This window comes from Streptomyces sp. NPDC006235 (assembly GCF_040613735.1).
Lineage (GTDB): Bacteria > Actinomycetota > Actinomycetes > Streptomycetales > Streptomycetaceae > Streptomyces.
Genome location: NZ_JBEXSR010000024.1, coordinates 74,124 through 97,526, shown reverse-complemented (window position 1 = coordinate 97,526; position 23,403 = coordinate 74,124). Strand labels below are relative to the sequence as shown.

The 23,403-nt window shown below is 70.5% G+C and carries 22 protein-coding genes and 1 pseudogene; 15 read left to right on the top strand and 8 right to left on the bottom strand.

Features of this window, described 5'->3' with window-relative positions; translation table 11 throughout:
- Window positions 1–286: 286 nt before the first annotated feature.
- The gene (locus ABZ192_RS26020) at window positions 287–466 is read left to right on the top strand and encodes a hypothetical protein (RefSeq protein ID WP_356926871.1); all 180 of its coding nucleotides are present in this window, start codon (window positions 287–289) and stop codon (window positions 464–466) included.
- Window positions 467–941: 475 nt separating this feature from the next.
- On the opposite strand, the pseudogene ABZ192_RS26015 reads toward ABZ192_RS26020, so the two are convergent.
- From ABZ192_RS26015 to ABZ192_RS26005, 3 genes and pseudogenes are all read right to left on the bottom strand, one after another.
- A pseudogene (locus ABZ192_RS26015) lies at window positions 942–2,803 on the bottom strand (FAD-dependent monooxygenase); the annotation flags it as partial.
- Window positions 2,804–3,059: 256 nt separating this feature from the next.
- Entirely contained in the window at window positions 3,060–4,439 is a 1,380-nt protein-coding gene (locus ABZ192_RS26010; protein ID WP_356926870.1) for an MFS transporter, read from the bottom strand.
- A gap of 162 nt (window positions 4,440–4,601) precedes the next feature.
- Window positions 4,602–5,138, bottom strand: a complete 537-nt coding sequence (locus ABZ192_RS26005; protein ID WP_356926869.1) for a quercetin 2,3-dioxygenase — start codon at window positions 5,136–5,138, stop codon at window positions 4,602–4,604.
- A 377-nt stretch (window positions 5,139–5,515) separates the two neighbouring features.
- On the opposite strand from ABZ192_RS26005, the gene ABZ192_RS26000 reads away from it, so the two are divergent.
- Both ABZ192_RS26000 and ABZ192_RS25995 read left to right on the top strand, forming a co-directional pair.
- Window positions 5,516–6,295, top strand: coding sequence for a polysaccharide deacetylase family protein (locus tag ABZ192_RS26000; protein ID WP_356926868.1), 780 nt, complete (start codon window positions 5,516–5,518; stop codon window positions 6,293–6,295).
- 65 nt (window positions 6,296–6,360) lie between these two features.
- Window positions 6,361–6,864: a hypothetical protein gene (locus tag ABZ192_RS25995; RefSeq protein WP_356926867.1), complete on the top strand. Its 504-nt coding sequence runs from the start codon at window positions 6,361–6,363 to the stop codon at window positions 6,862–6,864.
- Between the two features lie 18 nt (window positions 6,865–6,882).
- Here the strand turns inward: ABZ192_RS25995 and ABZ192_RS25990 are convergent, their stop codons facing one another.
- From ABZ192_RS25990 to ABZ192_RS25980, 3 genes are all read right to left on the bottom strand, one after another.
- Window positions 6,883–7,881 carry an FCD domain-containing protein gene (locus ABZ192_RS25990; RefSeq protein ID WP_356926866.1) on the bottom strand — a complete coding sequence of 333 codons (999 nt, stop codon included), beginning with the start codon at window positions 7,879–7,881 and terminating at the stop codon, window positions 6,883–6,885.
- Window positions 7,882–8,194: 313 nt separating this feature from the next.
- Window positions 8,195–9,373 carry an acyl-CoA dehydrogenase family protein gene (locus ABZ192_RS25985; protein ID WP_356926865.1) on the bottom strand — a complete coding sequence of 393 codons (1,179 nt, stop codon included), beginning with the start codon at window positions 9,371–9,373 and terminating at the stop codon, window positions 8,195–8,197.
- A gap of 114 nt (window positions 9,374–9,487) precedes the next feature.
- Entirely contained in the window at window positions 9,488–9,856 is a 369-nt protein-coding gene (locus ABZ192_RS25980; protein ID WP_356926864.1) for a ferredoxin, read from the bottom strand.
- Window positions 9,857–9,980: 124 nt separating this feature from the next.
- Here ABZ192_RS25980 and ABZ192_RS25975 point away from each other — a divergent pair, with 124 nt between their 5' ends.
- The 11 genes from ABZ192_RS25975 to ABZ192_RS25925 all read left to right on the top strand — a co-directional run bounded on the left by ABZ192_RS25975 (window position 9,981) and on the right by ABZ192_RS25925 (window position 19,478).
- The gene (locus tag ABZ192_RS25975; protein ID WP_356926863.1) at window positions 9,981–10,385 is read left to right on the top strand and encodes a ChaB family protein; all 405 of its coding nucleotides are present in this window, start codon (window positions 9,981–9,983) and stop codon (window positions 10,383–10,385) included.
- A 37-nt stretch (window positions 10,386–10,422) separates the two neighbouring features.
- Window positions 10,423–10,782: a DUF6479 family protein gene (locus tag ABZ192_RS25970; protein WP_356926862.1), complete on the top strand. Its 360-nt coding sequence runs from the start codon at window positions 10,423–10,425 to the stop codon at window positions 10,780–10,782.
- 66 nt (window positions 10,783–10,848) lie between these two features.
- Complete coding sequence (locus ABZ192_RS25965) at window positions 10,849–11,199, top strand: hypothetical protein (RefSeq protein ID WP_356926861.1); 351 nt, start codon at window positions 10,849–10,851, stop codon at window positions 11,197–11,199.
- Window positions 11,200–11,365: 166 nt separating this feature from the next.
- Window positions 11,366–11,872, top strand: coding sequence for a SigE family RNA polymerase sigma factor (locus ABZ192_RS25960; protein ID WP_356926860.1), 507 nt, complete (start codon window positions 11,366–11,368; stop codon window positions 11,870–11,872).
- Between the two features lie 11 nt (window positions 11,873–11,883).
- Complete coding sequence (locus ABZ192_RS25955; protein WP_356926859.1) at window positions 11,884–12,402, top strand: cellulase; 519 nt, start codon at window positions 11,884–11,886, stop codon at window positions 12,400–12,402.
- A gap of 165 nt (window positions 12,403–12,567) precedes the next feature.
- Entirely contained in the window at window positions 12,568–13,854 is a 1,287-nt protein-coding gene (locus tag ABZ192_RS25950) for a bifunctional glycosyltransferase family 2/GtrA family protein (RefSeq protein ID WP_356926858.1), read from the top strand.
- Window positions 13,851–15,116 (top strand): hypothetical protein, encoded by a 1,266-nt coding sequence (locus tag ABZ192_RS25945; RefSeq protein ID WP_356926857.1) that lies wholly within the window; start codon window positions 13,851–13,853, stop codon window positions 15,114–15,116. The genes ABZ192_RS25950 and ABZ192_RS25945 overlap by 4 nt, the downstream gene beginning before the upstream one ends.
- 126 nt (window positions 15,117–15,242) lie before the next feature.
- On the top strand, window positions 15,243–16,916 hold the full coding sequence (locus ABZ192_RS25940; protein ID WP_356926856.1) for an allantoin permease: 1,674 nt from the start codon (window positions 15,243–15,245) through the stop codon (window positions 16,914–16,916).
- A 228-nt stretch (window positions 16,917–17,144) separates the two neighbouring features.
- Window positions 17,145–17,597: a hypothetical protein gene (locus tag ABZ192_RS25935; protein ID WP_356926855.1), complete on the top strand. Its 453-nt coding sequence runs from the start codon at window positions 17,145–17,147 to the stop codon at window positions 17,595–17,597.
- A 135-nt stretch (window positions 17,598–17,732) separates the two neighbouring features.
- Complete coding sequence (locus tag ABZ192_RS25930) at window positions 17,733–18,218, top strand: TrkA C-terminal domain-containing protein (RefSeq protein WP_356926854.1); 486 nt, start codon at window positions 17,733–17,735, stop codon at window positions 18,216–18,218.
- A gap of 6 nt (window positions 18,219–18,224) precedes the next feature.
- Window positions 18,225–19,478 carry a cation:proton antiporter gene (locus ABZ192_RS25925; RefSeq protein ID WP_356926853.1) on the top strand — a complete coding sequence of 418 codons (1,254 nt, stop codon included), beginning with the start codon at window positions 18,225–18,227 and terminating at the stop codon, window positions 19,476–19,478.
- A 667-nt stretch (window positions 19,479–20,145) separates the two neighbouring features.
- Here ABZ192_RS25925 and ABZ192_RS25920 read toward each other — a convergent pair.
- Window positions 20,146–20,727 (bottom strand): hypothetical protein, encoded by a 582-nt coding sequence (locus tag ABZ192_RS25920; protein WP_356926852.1) that lies wholly within the window; start codon window positions 20,725–20,727, stop codon window positions 20,146–20,148.
- Between the two features lie 76 nt (window positions 20,728–20,803).
- Window positions 20,804–21,904, bottom strand: a complete 1,101-nt coding sequence (locus tag ABZ192_RS25915; RefSeq protein WP_356926851.1) for a winged helix DNA-binding domain-containing protein — start codon at window positions 21,902–21,904, stop codon at window positions 20,804–20,806.
- Between the two features lie 237 nt (window positions 21,905–22,141).
- On the opposite strand from ABZ192_RS25915, the gene ABZ192_RS25910 reads away from it, so the two are divergent.
- Complete coding sequence (locus ABZ192_RS25910) at window positions 22,142–23,371, top strand: acyl-CoA dehydrogenase family protein (RefSeq protein ID WP_356926850.1); 1,230 nt, start codon at window positions 22,142–22,144, stop codon at window positions 23,369–23,371.
- Window positions 23,372–23,403 lie beyond the last annotated feature (32 nt).

Genomic DNA, 23,403 nt, shown 5'->3' with positions numbered 1-23,403 from the left:
AGGATGATGACGCCGCCCGCCGGCCTCGCGCTGCTCGGTTACCGCTTGAGCTGAGCCAGCAGCTGTCTTGCTCTGATGTCAGGGCCTCTCGCTGGGGTACCGCAGCATCGCCTGCTCGGGAGCACGGGCCGTGACGATACGGCTGGATCGGCTCCCCTCGCTACGAGGAAAGGGGGAGCCAGGCATGGAGAACAACAGTCAGACCGACACGGCCCCACTGGTGGCGATGCTCATGGCGCGTGCCGCCGTGAACTGAGGCTGATCCTGGAAACGCCTGTGCGCGACGGTGGCCGCGGAGCTCGGGATCACCGGGGAGACGCTGCGCACGTGGGTCCGCAAGGACAACACCGGTCAACAGGCGCCGGTCACGCGAAATGGCAGCGGGCCAGAGAGCCCAACCGAAGAGCCGGCCCAGCTGCGGGACGAGAACGCCCGGATGCTCAGGGGCGAGGAGGAGTCATCATAGTGCGGGGCAGAGTCAGCCGCTGCGGGCACGGTCCGTGCGCTGAGGGCCCTGGCGCTTCTCTTCCACTTCCGTACAGGTCATTCGTACATGCGTGGGTGCCTCTTTGTCGGGCGTGGTGCGCGTGCGGGGCGCACCCGTAGGGGGAGTTCTGGAGGTGCGCCCTTGGGGCTACGACAGCGGCTGCCGACGGCAGGTCCGCGGGAAGGAGGGCATCCTCTTCAAGTTGGCGACGACCGCGGTCGACAAGCCCAACGAGGTTGGGCGCCGGGCTCTGTTCCCGGTGGTCGGGGAGAAGACGCTGCGCGAGCTGGTGACTGGGGCGAAGGCGAACGAGAAGGTCTTCAAGGCCAAGGTCCGCACCACCCTGCGCTCCTCGTACAGCTCGTACTACCGGCAGATGCTGCCCCCGCTGCTGAACATGCCGGGCTTCAGGTGCAACAACACCGCCTACCGGCCGGTGATGGACGCGATGAAGCTACTGAAGAAATACGCCGATGTCGACGGCAAGACCCGCTTCTACGACGCCGGCGACGAAGTGCCCATGGACGGCGTGGTGCGCAAGGACTGGCGCGAGGCGGTCGTTGACGACAAGGGCAAGGTCGAGCGCATCCCCTACGAGCTGTGCGTTCTGGTCGCGCTGCGGGACGCCGTACGGCGCCGCGAGATCCACGTCGCGGGCGCCGCGCGCTGGCGTAACCCGGAGGACGACCTGCCCGGCGACTTCGAGGCCACCCGTTCCGTGCACCACGCCGCGATCCGGCAGCCGCTGAACCCGAGGGCGTTCATCGCGGACCGGCGCGAACTTCTTGACGGCGGTGGCTGTGAGGCCGACCTTGAACTCCTTGCTGTCGGCCGGGTCGGGGATGCTGGGCGTGCCCAGCGCCACCAGCCGCTCGACGCCGTGTTCGTGCATGGCCGCGACGATGTGGCGGTAGCCGGTGACCAGCGGCGGGGCGTCGGCCCTTTTGGTTGTCGGGCCGAGCGTGCTGAGGACGGCGTCGCTGCCGCGTACCGCCTCGGTGATGGCTGCGGCGTCGTCGAGCTGTCCCTGGACGGCGGTGAGCCGCTCGTGCGTGGGCAGTTTCGAGGGGGTGCGGGCGTAGGCGGTGACCTCGTGGTCCTCGGCTAACCGGTAGCCCAGGGCCCCTCCGACCGCGTTGAACTCACGACCGAACACCTTGAGCAGGAGCTCCCCGAGTTCCTTCCTTGCCGCCACGGCCTCCGGGCTTCTCCCCTTCAGAGGCCTCTCCGCGAACGCTGCCGTGTGCTCCGACATCGCCTGCCAGTCGCGGTAAACCTCTGCCGCCAGCTCAGCGGTCTGCGCGGAGCTGGTCTTGCGCTCGCACTCATAGGTGTCCAGCAGGTCCGGGTAACCCCACCCGCAAAGGACGGCGGCCAGCTTCCAGGTGAGGTCGACCGCGTCGAGCGCACCGGTGTTCATCCCGAAGCCACCGGTCGTGGGCAGCTGTGGGCCGCGTCACCGACGAGGAGGACGCGCCCGTCACGGAAGCGCTCGCGCACCCCGATCCTGTTCGTCCAGGGGAAGACGCCGCTGAGGAACTCGAACCGTACCTCGCGATCGCCACCGAGCCTGCGGACAGCATCAGAGATGTCTTCCTTGGTCCCACCCTGCCGATGGACCATCAGGGTCACCCGGAACATGTCACTGCCATCGAGCGGCCACAGCGCCACAGACATGCCGCTCCGCTTGATGAGTGCGTAGTGGCCACCGGTCCTCACCGGGTAAGCCTCGGCCAGTTGTGGGCTACGGATCAGGGCTTCCACCGAGTGGCCCAGGTCGTTCCACACCTCTGCGCCTATACCCAACGCCTTCCGCACCCCGCTGCGGGCCCCGTCACAGGCGAGCAGGTAACGAGCCCTGAAGGCGTGGGTCCGCCCAGCCCCGTCCGTCGCCTGGACGGTGACCCCGGAGTCGTCCTGCTCAAGAGAGGTCACCTCCCATTGGAACCGAAAGTCGACCAGGGGCTGCTGCCGCGCCATGCCGGCGAGGATCGGGTTCAGCCATCGCTGGGGGCAGCGTTGATAGGAGGTCGGGCTGTACGCGGCGGGAGGGGCGTCGTCGATCGCAGGCCACGGCATCCGCACGATCTCGGGCTCGTACACTCCCGGGCCGTACACCACGTCCAAGACACGGTCGCGCGGCCAGCCGCAGTTCCGTAGCTCTTCCTCGATACCGAAACGGCGCATGAGCTCCATCGTGCGTACGTTGGTCGCCGTGGCCCGCGCATCGGGAACCGAACCGTCCGTCTTTTCGAGCACCAGCGTCCTGATCCCTCGGATGGCCAGGTCGGTCGCAGCGACAGAGCCGGTCGGACCACCACCGACCACGATCACGTCGTAGGGCGAGTCATTCTGTTGAGCGGTCACCATGTGCGCTTCCACATCCTTTGCGGCAGAGCAGTCACCATCGGGGTGAACCGGTACTCCGCGGCACCTCGACGGAGGAGTACTTGGTCCTGCCGAACTCAAGCCGTCGGCAGGCTCTCCGCGCTGCCGCTGCCGCTGCGGCTGACGGGCGCCAGTTCATCCGTCAGCCGCCGCCGTGCGCGGTCAGTGTCGGCGCTGGTCAGGATCAGGCACCGGCGGCAGGTACGTCACCCACGAGGTCGCGGCCGTCGCCCTGGGCGGGCGCCGCACTTGCGGTCTTCTCCTCTGCCTTCACCTGCCATGCCGGCCTCTTGCGCAGCAGCATCAGGCAGCCCAGAGCCACGACGTTCGCCGCCGCCATGTACGTCCCGATGAGCCACGACTTCCCGCTCTCGGTGAAGATGGCCGTGGCGATGATGGGTGCCAGACCACCGCCCACGATGGAACCGAGCTGGTATGCGAGCGAGATGCCCGTGTACCGGATCTTCGGCGGGAAGTTCTCCGTCAGCAGCGCCGGTATGCAGCTGAAGGAGAGGCAGCTGGAGGTGACCACCAGCACACCCCCGAGGGTGGCGAGCATGAGGTTGCCGGAGTCGAACAGCGGGAACAGGAGCAGCGCCGTGAGCCCCTGCATGACGGCCCCTGCCACGAGCACCGGCCGGAGACCGAAGCGGTCGGCGAGGCGGGCGAAGTAGACCACGGCAGGGATGGCGACGACACCGCACGTCATGGCGATCCACAGCAGCGAGGAGCGGCTGTATCCGACGGCACTCGTGCCGTAAGTCAGCGAGTACGTCTGGACGATGTAGGTGGAGATACCCGGTACACCGGCGACGATCAGGGTCTTGAGCAGCGTGCCGCCGTGTGAGCGCAACACCTCCAGCACGGGCACCGCCTCCGGTTCCTGGGCGACCGACGCCTCGAACAGAGGGCTTTCGCTCAGCTTCCGACGGGCCACCAGACCGATCACGATGAGGACCACGCTGCTGACGAAGGCGATCCGCCAGCCCCAGACGGTGAAGGCGTCCCCGGTGGCAGCCTCCAGTCCGATCAGGACGAGGTTGGACAGCACCAGCGCGAACGCGGGCCCGACGGCCGGCGCGGAGGCGTACAGAGCTCTCCGGTTCGGCGGCGCGTGTTCGATGGCCATCGACACGGCACCGCCCCACTCGCCGCCCATGGCGAGGCCCTGGACGATGCGCAGGGCCACGAGCAGAGCAGGTGCCCACACCCCTATCTGGGCGTAGGTCGGAACCAGCCCGACACAGACGGTCGAGATGCCCATGATCACAAGCGTTACGACGAGCATCCGCTTCCGGCCGATGCGGTCACCGAAGTGACCGGCGATGACGCCTCCGAGCGGCCGTGCCACGAATCCCACCGTGAACGTCGCCATGGCCCCGAGTTGCCCCACCACCGGGTCCCCGGTGGGGAAGTACAGCGGACCGAACACCAGGACTGCGCAGAGCGCGTAGACGAAGAAGTCGTACCACTCGAGCGTGGTACCGATGAACGTTGCCAGGACAACTCGACGAGCTTCCCGCGCTTTTGTGCGCGCGTCGTCATTGGCGTGCGACAGGGACATGGCTTGTTCCGCTTTCGTGAAGAGGGCGACCCGATGCCCGGGTCAAGAGGGAAGTGCTGCACGGTTGCCCCGACGGGGCACCATGGGCCTGCTGAAGATTTCGTGGTTCCGTGGGGCTGAAGACTTGGCAATTCAGCGCCCTTACCCGGCCGTTTCCAGTTGTCAGCCGGTCTTTTCGGATTCCTGGATGAGGGGGTAGTCGGGCATCCAGACCACGTCGAAGCGCTTCTCTGTTTCACCCAACTGTTCAGCGGTGGGGGCCCCATGAGGATCGAGATAGTGGAGGGTTCCCTCGAAGCCACCAGGTGCGTAGAACGCGATGAAGCGGGTCTTGGGGGCGGCGAACGCCCACGAGTGGGCCCAGCCAGTCGGCAGCAACCCGAAGTCACCTGGGTGGAGATCGGTGACTATGCGGTTGCCTTTCCTGTCGTCCTGCCAGACGCGGAGAACGCCACTCAGGACGTAGACACCCTCGGTCGTGTCGTGGTGGTAATGGGGAGGCGTGGGCGGTGCCGTGTCGCCTTCGCAGTACGTCAGGCCCATGTGGCCTTCGGTGTCTTCCTGGCGGGTGAGCAGCGTGCGGAGGCTGCTGCGGACAGCGATGTGCTCACCCTCTCCGGCCCTGAGCACATAGGGAGCTCCATTACCGACTTTGTCGAGGGATATGTATCCGGGAATACGCGTTCCTGCATCCGTCATTGATGACTCCTTGCAATGCTCTTACGGTTTCGTCGGCGCGTGGCTTTCCTGCACTGGGACTGCGCAGTAAGCAGAAGTGGTCCCGCCCGGGCAACTCAGGGGTGGCCTGATGCGCCTGGGGGAGGCTGGCGTCGTCGCGCACGAGACGGCGGCCGGGGAGGCCCCATGGAGAGCCGCCGTGAGGAAGCTACCAATGCATGCGGCCGCATACAATAGTCGCGATAGCTACCACCTTGCATGCACTAGTGCTATCGTTCGCACGCCACCGAGGCGTCATGCGCGGTCACTGACCGGACACCTGCCGGACGTGTGGCAGTGATCTCCCTGAAACGGGCTTCCGGCACCCGATCGCCAGCAAGAGGGCAAGGAGGACCTGCATGTCAGCCGTCTCTACCCGACGGGGCACGCTCTGCCTGACCGTCGACAATCTCGGCATGGCACTCGCTGTCGGTCGAGGTTGTGCGGCTCGCCCGGACGCAGACGAGCCCGGACTCCGCCGCGGCGTGCCGGCCTTCCTCAAGCTGTTTGCGGAGCTACGCCTGCGGGCGACCTTCTTCGTCGAAGGGTGGAACGCGTTGCATCACCCCGATGTGATCGAGCGGATCGCCTCGGCGGGACATGAGATCGGACTGCATGGTTGGGTGCACGAACGCTGGGCGGATGACCTTGACGACCGGGCCCGTGAACAGCTGCTGTGGGACGGCACGGCAGCGCTGCGACGTGCGGGCTTCACTCCCGTGGCGTTCCGCGCACCCGGCGGTTACCGCGGCGGCCGCACGCTCGAAGTGCTGAGCGAGCTCGGGTACCGGATCGACAGCAGCATCGACGCCGGCACCGGCATGCCGGGCACCACTCCCGAGATCATGCTGCTGCCGGGCGGACTCGTGGGCGTTCCGTGGACCTGGGACATGATCGACTTCTGGCAGTACGAGATGCGGCCGGACGGCGCCCAGAAGCCCGGCCAAGTGGCCGAAGACTGGCTGGACCTGCTCGAAGCTGCCGCGGAACGCGGCGGGTTGGTCACGCTGATCGTCCATCCGTTCGTGACCGGGGTTGATGCAGAGCGGATGGCGGGGCTCCGTCGCGTACTGGAGCACGCCGTCGAGCACCCACGCATCGACGTTCTTAGCGCGGGGCAGGTGGCTGCACGCACCTGAGACGGCTGTCGGCGAGGGGACGGACAGGCGCCGAACGGCGAAACAATCGTTGAGGAGAGCGAAACGTGGAAGAAGGAAGCCCGGACAACACTCGAAGCGGTGCTGAGCCCCTTGGTGCACAGCGTGACGGTGTCGGCTGGGGGACGGAGGATGGCGTCAGGGACGGAGCTCTCCAGCCGGTGATTCTCCGCGTGTACAGCGACGCCGCAGGTGAGAGCCATTTCGAGGACATCCGGATGCCGGGGGGTCACCGGCGTTCCGATGTGTCGACGTCTGTCGCCTGGTGGTCGGAGAGGATACCGGTGCGCAATGTGATCTGGCGGCGCGTGGAGGAGGAGGCTCCGCCCACGACACCGCACAACGCACCGCGACGCCAACTGATCGTGCCACTCTCCGGCGGAGTGGAGTTGGAAGTCAGCACGGGAGAGCGTCGCGCCGTACTGCCCGGACAGATCATTCTCGTGGAGGACACCACGGGGAAGGGGCACGTCACGCGCGCCCTTGATGACTCGACGCGCGTCACTCTGATACTTGAACTCGGTGACGAGGAACTTCTCGGAGATCAGTGACCTTGGGCTACGCGCTCGCTAGGAGTCGAGCGCGACTCGGTCGTCGGCGTACGCCATCGCCTCGTACAGCCGAGAGGGGGTGTAGTCATGGGCTCGCGCTGCCGCTTCGATCAGTTCGGGTTCTCCGCTCGCCACCGCGTCGACGATGCGGGCGTGGACGGCGAGACGCTCGTAGAGGTACTGCCGGAGGTTGTGCGTCGGCACGACGCGTTTCAAGTGCGATGCGATCGCGTCGAGCAGGTTGAGGTAGAGCGTCCGCAGGACGTCGTTCTGGCAGCAGGACGCGATCTGCCGATGCAGTTCCCAGCCGGCTCGGAAGAACTCCTCCGGCTCGTCGATCAGTCGCGACATGCTCAGGACGCGTGCGCGGAGGTCGTTCAGGACGGACGGCCTCGCGTGCCGGGCCGCGTCGAGAAGCAGGGGAAGTTCGAGGACCTCCAGGGTGGCCGCGGTGTCGCGCAGGGACGTCGATTCGGACGTCACCGCGAGCACGGTTTCCCCGAACGGCAGGAACTGCTCGAGGTTTCCGGTGGCCGTCTCCTCGGCTTCCTCGGCTCCCGGCTCGTCGAGCACCTTACGCATCAGGGTGGTCAACGCGGCAGCCTCCTCGTCGGTGAGACGCATGCCGAAGTGCTTCTGGACGGAGGAGTGGTGAACCGACAACACCCTGAAGTAGACGTCCTGTCCATGCTCGGTCAGTACGACGTCCAAGTTCCTTCGATCGCGCTCCGAAGGTCGGCGCTCGACCAGCCCTTCCTCCTCCATCCTCTTGGCCAGCCTGCTGACGCCGCTCTGACTGAACCGCGAGCGTCGCAGCAGTTCGTTCTGGGGAAGGGTGCCGCCGGCCTCTGTCAGCCTGGTGATCACGGAGTACCACTCCAGCGGGATCCCAGCGGTCTCTTCGAGATCACGGGACAGACTACGCACGACCTGGGCGCTGGCGTCCCGGACCACCTCCCACGCCCTCAGCCGTGCACTGTCCAGATCACGTCCTGCGCTGCCCTTCCCCGTAAACATATGCGGCAGCATACACCTCGGGCCCGCAAGAGCATCGCCTCCCCGAGATGGATGCTTGCAAACTCATACACTCCATGGTCCGGTCAGCTTTGGGCAGCCGCTCAGGGGGCCGGCGCAGTCGGAACCGGCGATCACGGCGCCGGTGCCATGGCGCGCTCCAGCAGATGCCCCAGCCATCGCCATAGCGCTCGACGCTTCCCTTCGTGCCAGGGCTAGCACGATCATCGTCTGGAGCGACGTCACACGGGCCGAACACCCGCGATGCCCCATCGTCAGGAAGGAGCGCGGCAGAGGAAGGCCTCGCCACAGGCCGTCAGCGTCGCACCCGCGGCATCCCCAGCCCGATCCACGAGATGATCTCCCGCTGGATCTCGTTGTTGCCGCCGCCGAAGGTGAAGATGACCGCCGAGCGGTAGCCGCGTTCCAGCTCGCCGTGGAGCACCGCGCCCGCCGAGCCCTCCTTCAGCGCGCCGGGGGCGGCGACGATCTCCATGAGCCAGGCGTAGGCGTCGCGGCGGGCCTCGGAGCCGTAGACCTTGACGGCGGAGGCGTCCTGCGGGGTGAGGGTGCCGTCCTGGACGGCACCGACCATCCGCCAGTTGAGCAGCTTCAGCGCGTCCAGCCGGGCGTGGGTCCGGGCCAGCAGGCGGCGTACCCAGGGCAGGTCGGCGACGCGGCGGCCGTCGGCGAGCTTGGTCTCCATCGCCCAGCGCTGCACGTCGTGCAGGGCGCGGATCGCCATGGTGCCGTGGGCGGCCAGGGTCACGCGTTCGTGGTTGAGCTGGTTGGTGATCAGCCGCCAGCCCTCGTTCTCGGCGCCCACCCGGTGGGAGACGGGAACGCGGACGTTCTCGTAGTAGCTGGCCGTGGTGTCGTGCGAGGCGAGGGTGTTGATGAGGGTGCAGGAGTAGCCGGGGTCGGTGGTCGGCACCAGGAGCATGGTGATGCCCTTGTGCGGCGGGGCGTCCGGATCCGTACGCACCGCGAGCCACACCCAGTCCGCCGTGTCGCCGTTGGTCGTCCAGATCTTCTGACCGTTGACGACGTAGTCGTCGCCCTCTCTCACCGCGCGGGTCCGCAGGGACGCGAGGTCGGTGCCCGCGCCGGGCTCGCTGTAGCCGATGGCGAAGTCGATCTCGCCGGAGAGGATCCGCGGCAGGAAGGAGGCCTTCTGCTCCTCGGTGCCGTACCGCATGATCGTCGGACCGACGGTGTTCAGCGCCATGAGCGGCAGCGGGACGCCGGCCTGGGCGGCCTCGTCGAAGAAGATGAACTGCTCCATCGCGGTCAGGCCGCGCCCGCCGTACTCCTCGGGCCAGCCCACGCCGAGCCAGCCGTCCGCGCCGAGCCGCCGGATGGTCTCGCGGTAGAACCGCTTCTGGGCGGCCGGGTCGCCGTGCCGGGCATACGCGTGGTCCGGGACCAGTTCGGCGAAGTAGGCGCGCAGTTCGGTGCGCAGCCGCTGCTGCTCGGGCGTGTATTCGAGGTGCACGGCGCCTCCAGGCTCCCAAGGCCGGTCCTGTCGGCGCACACGGTAGAACGCGTTACAGAAATTGGGAATGGCGAGGGACCGGGAACATCCCGGCCCAGCCCGCGAAAAGCCTCCTCAGTTCAGCGTGGCGAGGAAGTCGGTGCACGCCCGCGCGCACGCACGGCAAGCCGCCGCCGAGTCCTCCGCCCCCGGCTGCCGGTCGAAGACGTGCGCTGCTTCCAGGCACACGGTCCGGCACCACTCCACCTGGACGCGGATGGTGGTCTCGTCCACCTGGTTCTGCTCGGACAGCACACGGCAGGTCGCGTCGCAGACCTCCGCGCACATGATGCCCTTGCGTCGTACGAGTTCCTGGTTCTCGGTGCCGTCGGGATCCACGAGGCTCGCGCGCAGCGCACACGCCCGGGCGCACTCGGTGCACGCCTGGGCACAGGCGAAGCGGTCCTCCAGGAACCGGAAGAGCTCCTGCTGGGATGTCGTCACACCGCGCGGGTAGCCCCGCCGATGCCGGTCAAACCCGGTGCCGCCAAGGGTTCCGTACGGTTTTCCGGTCCCGGCCGCCGGGCACCCGGCAGGCCGGGAACGACGACGCACGGAGGTGAGTCACATGCCCGGACGAGAGGAACTTCCGTCGACCCTGGAGCGGTCCGCCAAGGAAGCGCAACGCACCTGGATCAAGGCGCACGACTCGGCCGTGGAGCAGTACGGAGAGGGCGAGCGCGCGCACCGCGTGGCCTTCGGGGCGCTGAAGCACACCCACGAGAAGGTCGGCGACCACTGGGAGCGCAAGGAGGGCGGCCGCAAGGGCCCGTCGGACCCGCGCTCGGCCCGGCCCCGGCAGCAGGGCGGCCGCAGCGGCGAGGGTGTCGACGAGCGTGCCTCGAAGGAGCACCTGTACGCCCTCGCGAAGCGGCTCGGTGTCGAGGGGCGGTCGCGGATGTCGAAGGCGGAGCTGCTGGACGCCGTCCGCAAGGAGAACCGGTCGAAGACCCGGGCCGCACGGTCGGGGTGAGCAGGTTCATGGTGAGGACCAGGGGTACTCGCGAGCCATGAATACCGCATGGATGGAGATGGCCGCGGGCGGGGACGCCCCCGGCTTCGGGTTCGTCGTGACGGGTCTTGTGGTCGTGGCCCTGCTGCTGGGCGCCTTCATCCTGGGCCTCCGGTACAAGCGCCGGCGCCCGCCGCGGCCCGACGAGCAGCCCAGGCTGCCCGACGGTGGCCCCGTCCGGGAGACGATGGAGCGCAGGGAGCCCGACGAGGTGCCCCGCGGCCAGGACCGTCTGACTCCGCACGAGCTGAAGACGCACGGCAACCAGAGCGACCGCAGGAGCGCGACCCAGGAGCGTCCCCGCTGGAACGAGGGCAGCAGCGGCTCGTTCGGCAGCGGCGGCCCGGGCGGCCGCTGATCCCCGCTCCCCGCACTCCGCTCCGCACCCCACGTCGTACACGTCGTACACAGGGAAGTGAGAACCATGGCTGATCCCGCCCGTAACACGCTGCCGCTGCCGGACTACGACCACCTGCCGATCGGCGGCCTGGAGAGCCGTGTGCGGTCGCTGTCCGCGGACGAGGTGGAGGAACTGCTGGCGTACGAGCGGTCGCACGCCGACCGGCTGCCGGTGACCGAGCTGCTGGGGTCCCGCCTGGAGCAGCTGCGCGAGGGCGCGGAGCCGACGGCCGGTGATCCGGGCGCGCTGCGTCCCGAGACGGGCGAGGGACACGGGGGCTCCCCGGTGTCGCCGGCCACGTCCCCGCAGCCGTTCAGCCCGCCGCCGCACGGCACGCCCGACCAGCGGGGCAAGCCGAAGGGCGACCGCACGTAGCGTCGCCGCCGGACAGCGCTGACAGAAGGGCCCGTGCCTGCGCACGGGCCCTTTCGCGCGCCCACCGCTCAGGGTGAGGTGGATCACAGCAGGCAAGTGCAGCGTGACGTGGGGTCCAGCGTCTTTCCAGTGGTGCAGGGGGTCACTGAGACGCGGGACGGTGGGGATGGAGCAGGTTCGGGCGGACGGCTTCGACGAGTTCGTGGCCGCCCGTTGGTCGGCGCTGCTCCATGTCGCGCGGCTGCTGACGGGCGGCGACCGGCAGCGGGCCGAGGACCTGGTGCAGGAATCACTGGTGAAACTGTGGTTCGCCTGGCCGAAGGTGGCCGAGCAGGCGCCGGAGGCGTACGTCCGCACGGTGCTGGTGCGGTTGGCGGCGCGCTCGGCGAAACGGCGCTGGTGGGGCGAACGCCCGGTGGAGCAGCTGCCGGAGCTGGCCGAGCCGGGTGATGTGTCGTCCACCGTGGCGGAACGCTCGCGGCTGGAGGCCGCGTTGGCCCTGCTGTCCGCCAAGCAGCGGGCCGCGGTGGTGCTGCGGTACTACGAGGACCTGCCCGAGGCCCAGGTCGCCCAGGCGCTGGGTTGCCCGGTGGGCACGGCACGGTCCCACGCCTCACGCGGAGTCGCCCGGCTCCGCCAGATCCTGTCCGACGCCGTCAGGCCCGTGGGGTGAAGGGAGAAGCGATGGACGACTTCGAGCGGGACCTGTCGCGGCTGCTGCGCGACACCCAGCAGCACACCCCCTACGAGCCCGAACACCGACGGCGGCTGCAAGCCGGCATCCGCTCCCGCCGCCGGTCGAGGCTGCTGTGGAAGGCGGGCGGCTCCGCCGTGGCGGTGGCCGGGCTCAGCGTGGGGCTCGCCCTGCTGCCGAGCATGCTCACCAGGGCCCAGCCCGCCGATCACCGGCCACAGCCCGCGACGAGCCGGGCGCCCTCGCTCGACAGCGAGCCCACATCGGACTCCCCAGACCCCAGTACGACCCCGACCGAACCGGAGTCGTCCGCGCCCGCGACCACGCCCGGCGGCAGCACGCCACCCGGCAGCCCGAGCCCGACGACCAGCCCCACCCCGACGGCCACGGTCTCCGGGAGCCGGACCACCTCGGCGCCTCCCACGCCGCCCCCTTCCCCGACGCCCACGACGGCTCCGCCGTCCGCCCTGGAGGAGACACAGGAGCCTTCCGCATCGGCCACCGAGTAGCCGCCTGAGCGGCCGTTCCCGTCGGCGGTGTCAGCGCCCCGGACCCGTCACCGCTCGAACACCGTCCCGCACCACCGCCACCGCACCACCGCCACGGGCGCCTTCGGCATGCCCGGAACCGGCGCTCGCGAACGTCCGGCGCCAGAAAGAGACCGTGAAACAGCCATGAGAACCGTACGGCGGCCGGCCCTGCTCGACCGCCCGCCAACCGAGCTGTCCGCGCTGCCGCGCCGGGCACCCCTGTCCGCGCGTCACCCGGACCCCGTCCTCGACGTCGTCGTCCCCGTGTTCAACGAGGAGAACGACCTGGAGCCCTGCGTCCGGCGCCTGCACGCGCACCTCGCCGAGACCTTCCCCTACTCCTTCCGGATCACCATCGCCGACAACGCCAGCACCGACCGGACCCCGTACATCGCGGCGCGGCTGGCCGCGGAGCTGCCCGGCACGGACTGGATCCGGCTGGCCGAGAAGGGGCGCGGCCGTGCGCTGCACGCTGCCTGGTCGCGCTCGGGCGCCCCGGTGCTGGCGTATCTCGACGTGGACCTGTCCACGGATCTCGCGGCGCTGCTGCCGCTGGTCGCGCCGCTGATCTCCGGTCACTCGGACATCGCCATCGGCACCCGGCTGGCACGCGGTTCGCGGGTGGTGCGCGGGCCGAAGCGGGAGATCATCTCCCGCTGCTACAACGGTCTGCTGCGCGGCACGCTGGCCGTGGGCTTCTCCGACGCGCAGTGCGGGTTCAAGGCGGTGCGGCGGGACGTCGCCGAGCGGCTGCTGCCGCTGGTGGAGGACCGCGAGTGGTTCTTCGACACCGAGTTGCTGGTCATCGCCGAGCGCGCGGGGCTGCGGATCCACGAGGTGCCGGTGGACTGGGTGGACGACCCGGACAGCCGGGTGCGCATCCTGTCCACGGCCCTGGCCGACCTGCGCGGCATGGCCAGGCTCGGGCGGGCCCTGGCCTGCGGGCGGCTGCCGCTGTTCGCGTTGCGCCGCAGCGGCGGCGACCTCGACGGCGACTTGCCGGCGGGCCTGGCCCGGCAGGTGGTGCGCTTCGCCGCCGTCGGAGTCGCCAGCACCCTGTGCTACCTGCTGCTCTACACCGCGTTCCGGCCGGCGGTGGGGGCGCAGGCCGCCAACGCGCTGGCCCTGCTGGCCAGTGCGGTCGCCAACACCGCCGCCAATCGGCGGCTCACCTTCGGGGTGCGGGGCCGCGTCGGCGCGCTGCGCCACCACCTCAAGGGACTCGCGGCCTTCCTGGTCGGGCTGTCGCTCACCAGCGGTTCGCTGGCCGCCCTCCACCATGCCGCCCCCGGGGCCGGCCACCGGGTCGAACTCATGACGCTCGTCGCCGCCAACCTGGCCGCGACGCTGCTGCGCTTCCTCCTCTTGCGGGCCTGGGTGTTCCCCGGCCACGACGCCCGCCCCACTCGCCGTACGACAGGATCCTCATGAGCACCGTCGAGCTGCGTCGACCGCCGTCCGGCCTCGACGACACCCCCGAAGTCCCGAGCGGCGCCCGGGAGTTCCGCCGACGGCTGCGCGAGGCCGCCGTGCGTTACGGACCCGTGCTGCTGACGTACGGCGTGCTGAAGCTGGCCGGGTTCGCCGTCTTCATGTACCTGCTGGACTCCGCGGGCGACTTCCGGAAGAAGAACCCGCGTTTCGGCGGCGGCGCACACCCCTGGGACGTCCTGGCCAGCTGGGACGGCTGGTGGTACCAGCAGATCGCCCAGCACGGATACGACCCGGCCCTGAAACCGGTGCCGGGGGCCACGGGCCTGATCACCCTGGAGGGCAACTCGGCGGCGTTCTTCCCGCTGTACCCGACGCTGATGCGGCTGGTCTCGGAGTGCACCGGACTGGGCCTGTACGGCGCCGGCATGACGGTCTCGGTCGTCGCGTCGTTCGTCGCCGCCCTCGGCATCCACGCCGTGACGCGACGGCTGGGCGGTCACCGGGCCGGGCTGGTCGCGGCCGGGCTGTGGGCGGTCTGGCCCGGTTCGGGCACGGAGTGGTCTGGCTACTCGGAATCCCTCTACACGGCCCTCGCCGCATGGGCCTGTCACGCCGTCATGTCCCGCCGCTGGCTCACCGCCGGGCTGCTGACCTGCGCGGCCGGGCTGTGCCGGCCCACCGCCGCCGCGCTGGTCGCCGCCCTCGGAGTCGCCGCGCTGCTGTCCCTGCGCCGGCGTGCGGACGGGGTCCTGCGTCCGCTGGGCGCCGTGGCGATCGCGCCGCTGGGTCTCTTCGGCTACCTGGCGTGGGTCAACTACCGCCTGGGCGACATCAACGGCTACTCCAAGCTCCAGGACGGCGCCTGGGCCCACAAGTTCGACTGGGGAGTCCACTCGTTCAACGTGCTGACGTCCCTCCCGGTCGGGCACTTCGACTACCTCTACGCGATGCCCTTCCTGGACGTCATCGGGGTCTGCGTGGTGCTGACGGTACCGGTGCTGACCGTGCTGCTGCTGCGTCTGAGACCGCCCGCCGTGCTCGTCGTCTACACGGTTCTCTCGTACCTCATGGTGATGGCCACCCAGCAGTACTTCGGCAACGTCTCGCGCTATCTGCTCCCGCTCTTCCCGCTGTTCATCCCGCTCGCCCTGGCCATGCGCCGGCTCCACTGGCCGTCCCTCGCCACCGTCCTGGGCACCGCAGCGCTGGCCTCCGGGTCGTACGCGGGGTATGTGCTGTTCGAGCTCGGAGTGCCGTAGAACAGCCCTTCGCCCCTCGCGCGTGCCACCGAAACATTCCCTTCACGCAGGAAGTATTTAGGGGTAACGACCGCTGCCTACCGTGCCTGCCTTGTCAGTCCCCAACCCGCAGCAAGGAGGCGTGGCATGAGTACCGAGCCACGACTGGCCGAGGTCACCGAGCCGGAGCCCGCGCAGAAGGCAGCACCGGGCGCCGACCAGGCCGTCAAGGAGACCCTCGAGGACTACACGCTCCGCTTCGCGCCGCGCAGTTACCGGCGCTGGACCCCGATGGTGGTGGCGACGACCGCGCTCGGCGGCATCGCCTACATGGCCGACTTCTCCATCGGCGCCGGCATCGGTCTGGCCCACGGGACGGGCAACGCGCTGCTCGCGATCGCCGTCGCCGCCGTCGTCATCTTCGTGACCGGCTTCCCGCTGGCCTACTACGGGGCCCGCTACAACATCGACCTGGACCTGATCACACGCGGCTCGGGCTTCGGCTACTTCGGCTCGGTCCTCACCAGCGTCATCTTCGCGAGCTTCACCTTCATCTTCTTCGCCCTCGAGGGCTCGATCATGGCCCAGGGCCTGAAGCTGGGCCTCGGACTGCCGCTGTGGCTGGGCTACTTGGTGTCCACACTCATGGTGATCCCGCTGGTCATCTACGGCATGACGGCGCTGAGCAAGCTCCAGGTGTGGACCACCCCGATCTGGCTGCTGCTCATGGTCGGCCCGCTGGTCTACCTCGTCGCCACCGACCCGGGGACCGTCGACCGGTTCCTCGCCTACGCGGGCACCGACGGGGACGGCGGCGTCAACACCGCCTCCGTGCTGCTGGGCGCGGGCGTGTGTCTGTCGCTGATCGCGCAGATCGGCGAGCAGATCGACTACCTGCGCTTCATGCCGCCCAAGACCGAGGCGAACAAGCGCAGTTGGTGGACGGCCGTGGTGATGGCGGGCCCGGGCTGGGTGGTGCTGGGCGCGCTGAAGCAGGCGATCGGCGTGTTCCTCGCGGTCTACATCATCGCCGAGGTCGGTCCCACCGCCGCGCCCGAGCCGATCCAGCAGTTCAAGCACGCCTTCGACGCGATGATGCCGTCCTGGCTCGTCCTTCCGCTGGCCGTGGCCCTCGTCGTGATCAGCCAGATCAAGATCAACGTGACGAACGCGTACTCCGGCTCCCTCGCCTGGACCAACTCCTTCACCCGCGTCACGCGGCGCTACCCGGGCCGGCTGGTCTTCGTCCTCGTCAACCTCGGCTTCGCGCTCGCCCTGATGGAGGCCGACATGTTCAGCTTCCTCAACAGCATCCTGGGCTTCTACTCGAACTGCGCGATCGCCTGGGTGGTCACCGTGGCCACCGACATCGGCATCAACAAGTACGTGCTGAAGCTGTCCCCGCACGCCCCCGAGTTCCGCCGCGGCATGCTCTACGCCGTCAACCCGGTCGGGGTCGTGTCCTTCGTCGCGGCCTCCGCTCTGTCCATCGCCATGTACTTCCACGGGCTGGGCGACACGCTCCAGCCGTACTCGCCCGTCGCCGCCGCCGTCATCGCGTTCGTCGTCACCCCGCTGATGGCCGTGGTCACCAAGGGCAGGTACTACCTGCGCCGCACCGACGACGGCATCGCCGAGCCGCCGCTCGACGAGGACGGCAACCCCAGCGCCGTCACCTACGAATGCCACGTATGCCGGCAGTCGTTCGAGCGGCCGGACGTGGCCGCCTGCCTGACGCACGACGCGGTCGTCTGCTCGCTCTGCCTGAGCACCGACAAGGTCGGCGACCACGTCCTGCCGGAGGCACCCGCCGTCGTCTGACCGGGGTGGGGCGGAGGCAGCGAGGCGCCTCCGCCCCCTCGGCGCGTTCCCACGGCGACTCCGCCGCTCCCGGTCGACGGCGGCTCCACCCCGCGCTCGGGGGTACCAAGTCGGTCTCGGAGTCCCTTCACCGGCCCTCGCGAAGGGGCGTGCTCCCGCACCGGACGGCATACTGATCTTGCGTTGCGCAGTGCTGCGGGCCGATGGTCGGAGAGGAGATGACGGGACGTGACCAGCGAAGGACCGGGCGGCGGACGGGGAACGCCCGACGAGGCGGACGGCACTCCCCCGATCCCGGACGACGTGTGGCAGAAGTTCCTCACGGACAGCGAGCACGCCATACGCGCCTCCGCCCCCAGGGAGCCTTCCGCGCGGGAGCGGGCGGCCGGACGGCGGCTCCAACCCCCGTACGCCGTCGGTGACCTGTGGCAGCCGGAGGACCTGTGGGTCCGCGTGGCCTGGGGTGACCTGGACCGCCGTGCGAAGGTCCGGCGTGTGGGACGGGTCGTCGCCACCGCCGCCGCCGTGGCTCTGGCGCTGGGCGCCTGGTCCCAGTTGTCCGCCGGCGCGGGCACCCGGCCCGGGACGGGGACCGTGCGGCAGGTGGAGGGAGCGACCGCGAGGCAGCCCACTGCCACTCCCTTCCCGTCCGGATCTCCCGTCCCGGCGCCCTCCAGGTAGCACACGCAGGACGGGTGCGGTCCCGCACAGCCGCCTAGGATGACCTCACAGGCCGGGATCTGGACGCTCGTCCGGGCGCGGCCCCCCACAGGCGGAGTCATCGGAAACGCGCACGCCGACGGAAGGGGGACGGACATGAGCGCGCCACGCCTCAGCAGTACGCCGTTGCCGGGCATAGGTGTCCGCTACGACCTGACCACCCGGGACAGCCGCCGGCTGTCCGTGGTCGCCCACCGCGACGGCCACCGGACGATCAGCGCCTACCGCGAGGACGACCCGGACGCCTGCGACCTGTCGGTGCGTCTGACGGCGGAGGAGGCGGCGGCGCTCATCGACGCGCTGATGCCCGCGCACCACACGCCGAACCTGCTGTCCACGACCGACCTGGGGCTCGTCGCCGAACGGATCGAACTGTCCGGCACCTCGCACTGGAACGGCCGGCTGCTGGGCGAGTCCCGGATCCGCACCGACACCGGCGCGTCCATCGTGGCGGTGCTGCGCCGGGCCGAGGCGATCCCCTCCCCCACGCCGGACTTCCGGCTCGCCGGCGGTGACACGCTCATCGTCATCGGGACCCGCGAGGGCGTGGAGGCTGCCGCCGCGATACTCGGGCGGGAGTGACCCGCCATGCATTCCTCCGCGGTGTTCCTGATCGAGTTCGGCTGCCTCATCCTCGGGCTCGGGCTGCTCGGCCGCCTCGCCGGGCGCTTCAGCTTCTCGCCGATCCCGCTCTATCTGCTGGCCGGACTGGCCTTCGGCGAGGGCGGACTGCTGCCGCTCGTCGCCAGCGAGGACTTCGTCGCCATCGGTGCCGAGATCGGCGTCATCCTGCTGCTGCTCATGCTGGGTCTGGAGTACACGGCCACCGACCTCGTCTCCAACCTCAAGACCCACTACCCGGCCGGGGTCGTCGACGCCCTCCTCAACGCCCTGCCCGGTGCGGTGCTCGCCCTGCTGCTCGGCTGGGGACCGGTCGCGGCCGTCGTGCTGGCCGGTGTCACCTGGGTCTCCTCCTCCGGCGTCATCGCCAGGGTCCTGGGCGAGCTGGGGCGGCTCGGCAACCGTGAGACCCCGGCCATCCTGAGCATCCTGGTCCTCGAGGACCTCTCCATGGCGGTCTACCTGCCGATCGTCACCGCCCTGCTGGCCGGGGTGGGCCTGGCCGCGGGCGCCGTCACGCTGGCCATCGCCCTGGGCGTGGCCACGGTCGTGCTCGTCCTCGCCGTGCGCTACGGCCGCCATGTCTCCCGCTTCGTCTCCAGCGACGACCCCGAGAAACTGCTGCTGGTGGTGCTCGGCGTGACACTGGTCGTCGCCGGGCTCGCGCAGCAGCTCCAGGTGTCCGCGGCCGTGGGCGCCTTCCTGGTGGGCATCGCGCTGTCCGGCGAGGTCGCCGAGGGCGCGACGAGCCTGCTCGCGCCGCTGCGGGACCTGTTCGCCGCGGTGTTCTTCGTCTTCTTCGGCCTGCACACCGACCCCGCCAGCATCCCGCCCGTACTGCTGCCCGCTCTCGCCCTGGCGGCCGTCACCACCGCGACGAAGATCGCCACCGGCTACTGGGCCGCGCGCCGCGCCGGGATCGGACCCAAGGGCCGCTGGCGCGCCGGCGGCACGCTCGTGGCCCGCGGCGAGTTCTCCATCGTCATCGCCGGGCTGGCCGTCACGTCCGGCATCGAGCCCTCCCTGGGCCCGCTGGCCACGGCGTACGTCCTCATCCTGGTCCTGCTCGGCCCCCTGACCGCGCGCTACACCGAGCCCATGGCGACCGCCCTGACCGGCCGACTGCGCCGCAAGCGGACGACGTCCGGCACAGCGTCGGCCCCTGCCCCACCGGGCGCCCACGAGACCCTCGACGACCAGGACATCGTCGGCCGCACGTGACGGGCCCGGGGGGACGGACGACCGATGCGCTTCGCTACCAGCAGTCCACGCCCTCTGCCGCCTCGACGCCGACGGCGCGCACGCGTCGGCCCGCACGACTGACGTGGGGGGCGCCTGCCTGGCGGGGCGCCTGCACCGGCAGGGCGCCTGCACCGGCAGGGCGCCTGCACCGGCGGGGCGCTGCGCCCGGCAGCCACCCGCGGGCCGCCGCCCGTCGGGCCCTCGCTCGGGGTGGGCACCTGAGTGCGGGTAATGCCGTCGCCCCGTGAGGCCCGGCACACGGCAGCCTCCGCGCGTCCGGCGACGACTACGACTGCGCTCCCGTGCCGCCGTGCAAGGGTGCCACGCGCCCGCGGGGCGCCCAGCCGCACTTCCGCCGCCCGCCATACGAGCGCGCCGCGCGCAAGCCCCCACAGGACGACGGCGTAAGGCCCCGCTCCCATGCCCGGCACACGGAGGCCCGGCACACGCCAGCCTCTGTCGGCCAGCGGCGCGCGGCCGCGTCTCTCCCCGTCCACCACGCGGAAGCCCGGCGCACGGAGGCCTCCGTCGGTCAGCGGTAGGCGGTTCCCTGGCCGCCACGCGAAAGCCTCAGCGGCGCACAGGCGCGTCTCACCCCGTCCGCCACGCGGAAGCACCCCGACCGTGGCGCTGTGTCGAGGTGTGGTCAGCCCGTCTTCCAGCCGCGGCGGGTGTCGATCCGTTCCCATTCCGCGTCCCACTGGGCCATGCGCCGCCGGTCCAGGGACAGCCGGGTCAGCCAGGCAACGCCCAGCACCATCCCGCCCGCGAGGGCTCCTGCCAGGCCGCCGCCCACGGACGTGTGCAGCCAGGCCTCGCCGTCGGACACCGGTGGCGTCGTGATGTCACCGCTCCTGTTCACCCACAGGGGGATCGTGCTCCCGGCCGGAGTCCTGGGCGGTACCCGCGCCTGCTCCGTGTGCGTCGAGCCGTCCGGCGCGGTCCACCGCACCTTGGCCCACACCCGGTGGTCGCTCGCCGCGCGGGCCGGTGACGGACCCGGCGCGTCCTCGACGGCGACCGCGGAGACCTGACGGCTCTCCGCCCGCTGCCGTTCGACGGCCTGCTCGACCGCCCCCGCCGCCAAGAGCCCCGCGCACACGCCGCCGAGCAGGGCGAACACCCAGCCGGCGAGCACGACCCAGGCTTCGACGACGTCGATACGCCGTTTGAGCGCGTTGCGCCGCCACCGCCACCACCGCACGGTCATACGCTCTGTGGTTCCCATCGGCCGACACCCCCTCGTGAGCACCGGCAGCACCCTTCCAGTGTGCGCCTGAACCGTGCCCCTGTCGGCGTATGGCTCAGCCGGAAGGCGCGGCGATCCGTGCCCGGTCGCTCGCGTCACCGGACAGGAAGGACGCCATCGCCCGCCCTTCCTCGGCGACGGACTCGCGGTCGGTCCGGGAGAAGCGGCGCAGCGGGGTGACCAGGACGGTGTCCGCCTCGACGGTCCAGGTCGCGGCGACCCGGCCGTCGACGAGGACGACGCGGGCGCCTGCGACCGACAGGCCGCGGTGGGCGTCGTCGATGATCCGGCCGCGGTCGTGGTAGCCGAGGATCGCGTTGTCGAACGCCGGCAGGAACCGCACCGGCGCGGGAGTGCCGGGGTCGGGGCGCGGCGCGTCGGGGAGGTCCAGCAGTTCCCGGCCGCGCTCGTCGCGGAAGGCGACCAGTCCCCCGCGCAGGGCGGAGACCGCGGCCGGCAGTCCCGCCAGTCCGCACCAGGCGCGCAGATCGGCCGAGGCGGCGGGTCCGAACGCGGCCAGGTAGCGCCGTACCAGCGTCTGTCCCACGGGATCGGAGTCGTCGGGAACCGGCGGGTCGATCTCGCGCCCCAGCCAGGAGGAGACCGGCGCGTAGCGCACTCCCGCCGTCGTGCGCCACAGTCCGCGCGGCGGCAGCTGCACCATCGGGAGCAGGCCGGCGACCAGCATTTCGCCCAGGGGCCGGGTCCCCGCCGCCGGCCAGCGGGCGGCGACGGCGCGTGCGAGGTCGCCCATGGAGCGGGGTTCGCCGTCGGCCATGACCTCCCGCCCCGCCGCCGCGAGTTCACCGAGGTCCACGCCCTCCAGCTCGCGGCGGTACGTGCCGAGCACCCGTTGGCGCAGCATCGTGTCATGGCGGGCCCGCCAGGCCACGAGGTCGTCGGCGGTGACGAGGTGGACGGTGCGGCGCATGAGATGGGTCCGCACCACGCGTCGCCCGGTGAGCAGTTCCGACAGCACCGCCGGGTCGAACGCCCGCAGCCGGGACCAGAGCCCGATGAACGGCTCCTGAGGTTCCTGCGCCTGGAGACCGCACAGGTGCGCGACGGCGTCGAGGACCGGCAGGTCGGCGCGGTCGAGGAGCAACTGCCGCGCGAGGGTGGCGCGGTTGAGCGCCCGGGCGTCGAGAACCGTCAAGGGAGCACCTCGGCCTTCGAGTCGTGTGCCGACCGGAGGTTCGAGGGGCCCGGGCGGCTTGCCCGGTCACCGTGGCACGCGATGCGGTCAGGTTGTGACCGCATCCACCGACTGACCCTCGCACCCCTGGATTCCCTAGTTTTCCTATAGAATTACTAGGGAAGCATTGACGGGGGCCGAAGGCGCTGCACACGATGATGTGCGTGCCTCAGACATCGACTTGAGGAGACCTCTGCCATGGGCGTTGCCCCTGCGCCGTCCGGCTCCGACGCGGAATCGGACCGGACCGGGCCCGGGATTGCTCACTGGCTGCGCGTGGCCCGCGAGACGGCGGACGACCTGGCCACGGACGCGGTGGCCAGGGACCAGGCGGGCAAGCCCCCGTTCGACGAGGTGTCCCGGCTGCGCGAGTCGGGGCTGCTGACCCTCCTCGTACCGGCCGGGCTCGGGGGCGGCGGCGCGGACTGGCCGACGGCGTACGCGGTGGTCCGGGAGATCGCAGCGGCCGACGGCGCGATAGGCCAACTGCTCGGCTGTCACTACTTCATGTCGTGGAGCGCCCGGTTCTTCACCGAGCCCGCCCTCGCCGCCCGGCTGGAGCAGCGGTCCGCCGCTCAGGAGTGGTGCTGGGGTGGCGGTCTGGCGCGTCAGGAGCCTGCTCTGACGCTGGCCGGGGACGGGCGGGACCATGTGCTGACCGGCCGTCAGAGCTTTGCCGCCGGCGTCCTGGTCGCCGACCGCCTCGCCGTGCGGGCGGTGCGGGCCGACACGGGCGAACCACTCGCCGTCGTGGTCGATCCCGCACTCCCGGGCGTGGCGGTCGACGGCGACGCCGACCCTTTCGGGCAACGGCTCGCGGCCGGCGGAAGCGTGGAGTTCGACGCCGTGCCGATCGCCGCCGACGACGTCCTGGGCTCGCTGGCCGCGGACGAGGACGTCCTGTCACCCCTGACCGCTCTGGTGTCGCCGGTCGGGCGGCTCCTGTCGGTGCAGTTGCGTCTCGGCATGGCGGAGGGAGTGCTCGCGGAGGCCCGCGAGTACAGCAGGACCGGCCGGTCCCTCTGGCACCCGGAGTGGCCGGTCGGCTCACCTCAGGACCCGCAGGTGCTGACCGTGTACGGGGAGCTCACCGTGCTCACCCGCTCCGCGTCCGCCCTCGCCGACCAGGCGCGGGACGCCGTGCACGACGGGCTGGCCCGTGGTGAGGGTCTCGGCTACGACGAGTACGCGGAGATCTCCGTCCTGGTCGCCATGGCCGAAGCCGCCGCGTCCAAGGCCGTGCAGGAGTCCACCGCCCGTGCCCTCGACATCATCGGTGCCCGTTCCGCGTCCTCACGGCTGGGCTTCGACCGCTTCTGGCGCAATGCCAGGACCCACACCCTGTACGAACCCGTGGCCCACCGGCTCCGCGATGTCGGGGACTACTTCCTCAACGGTGCCCACCCGCCGTTCGTGCTCCCCGTCTGACGGGCCGCGTCTGCCGGACCCCACATGACGGA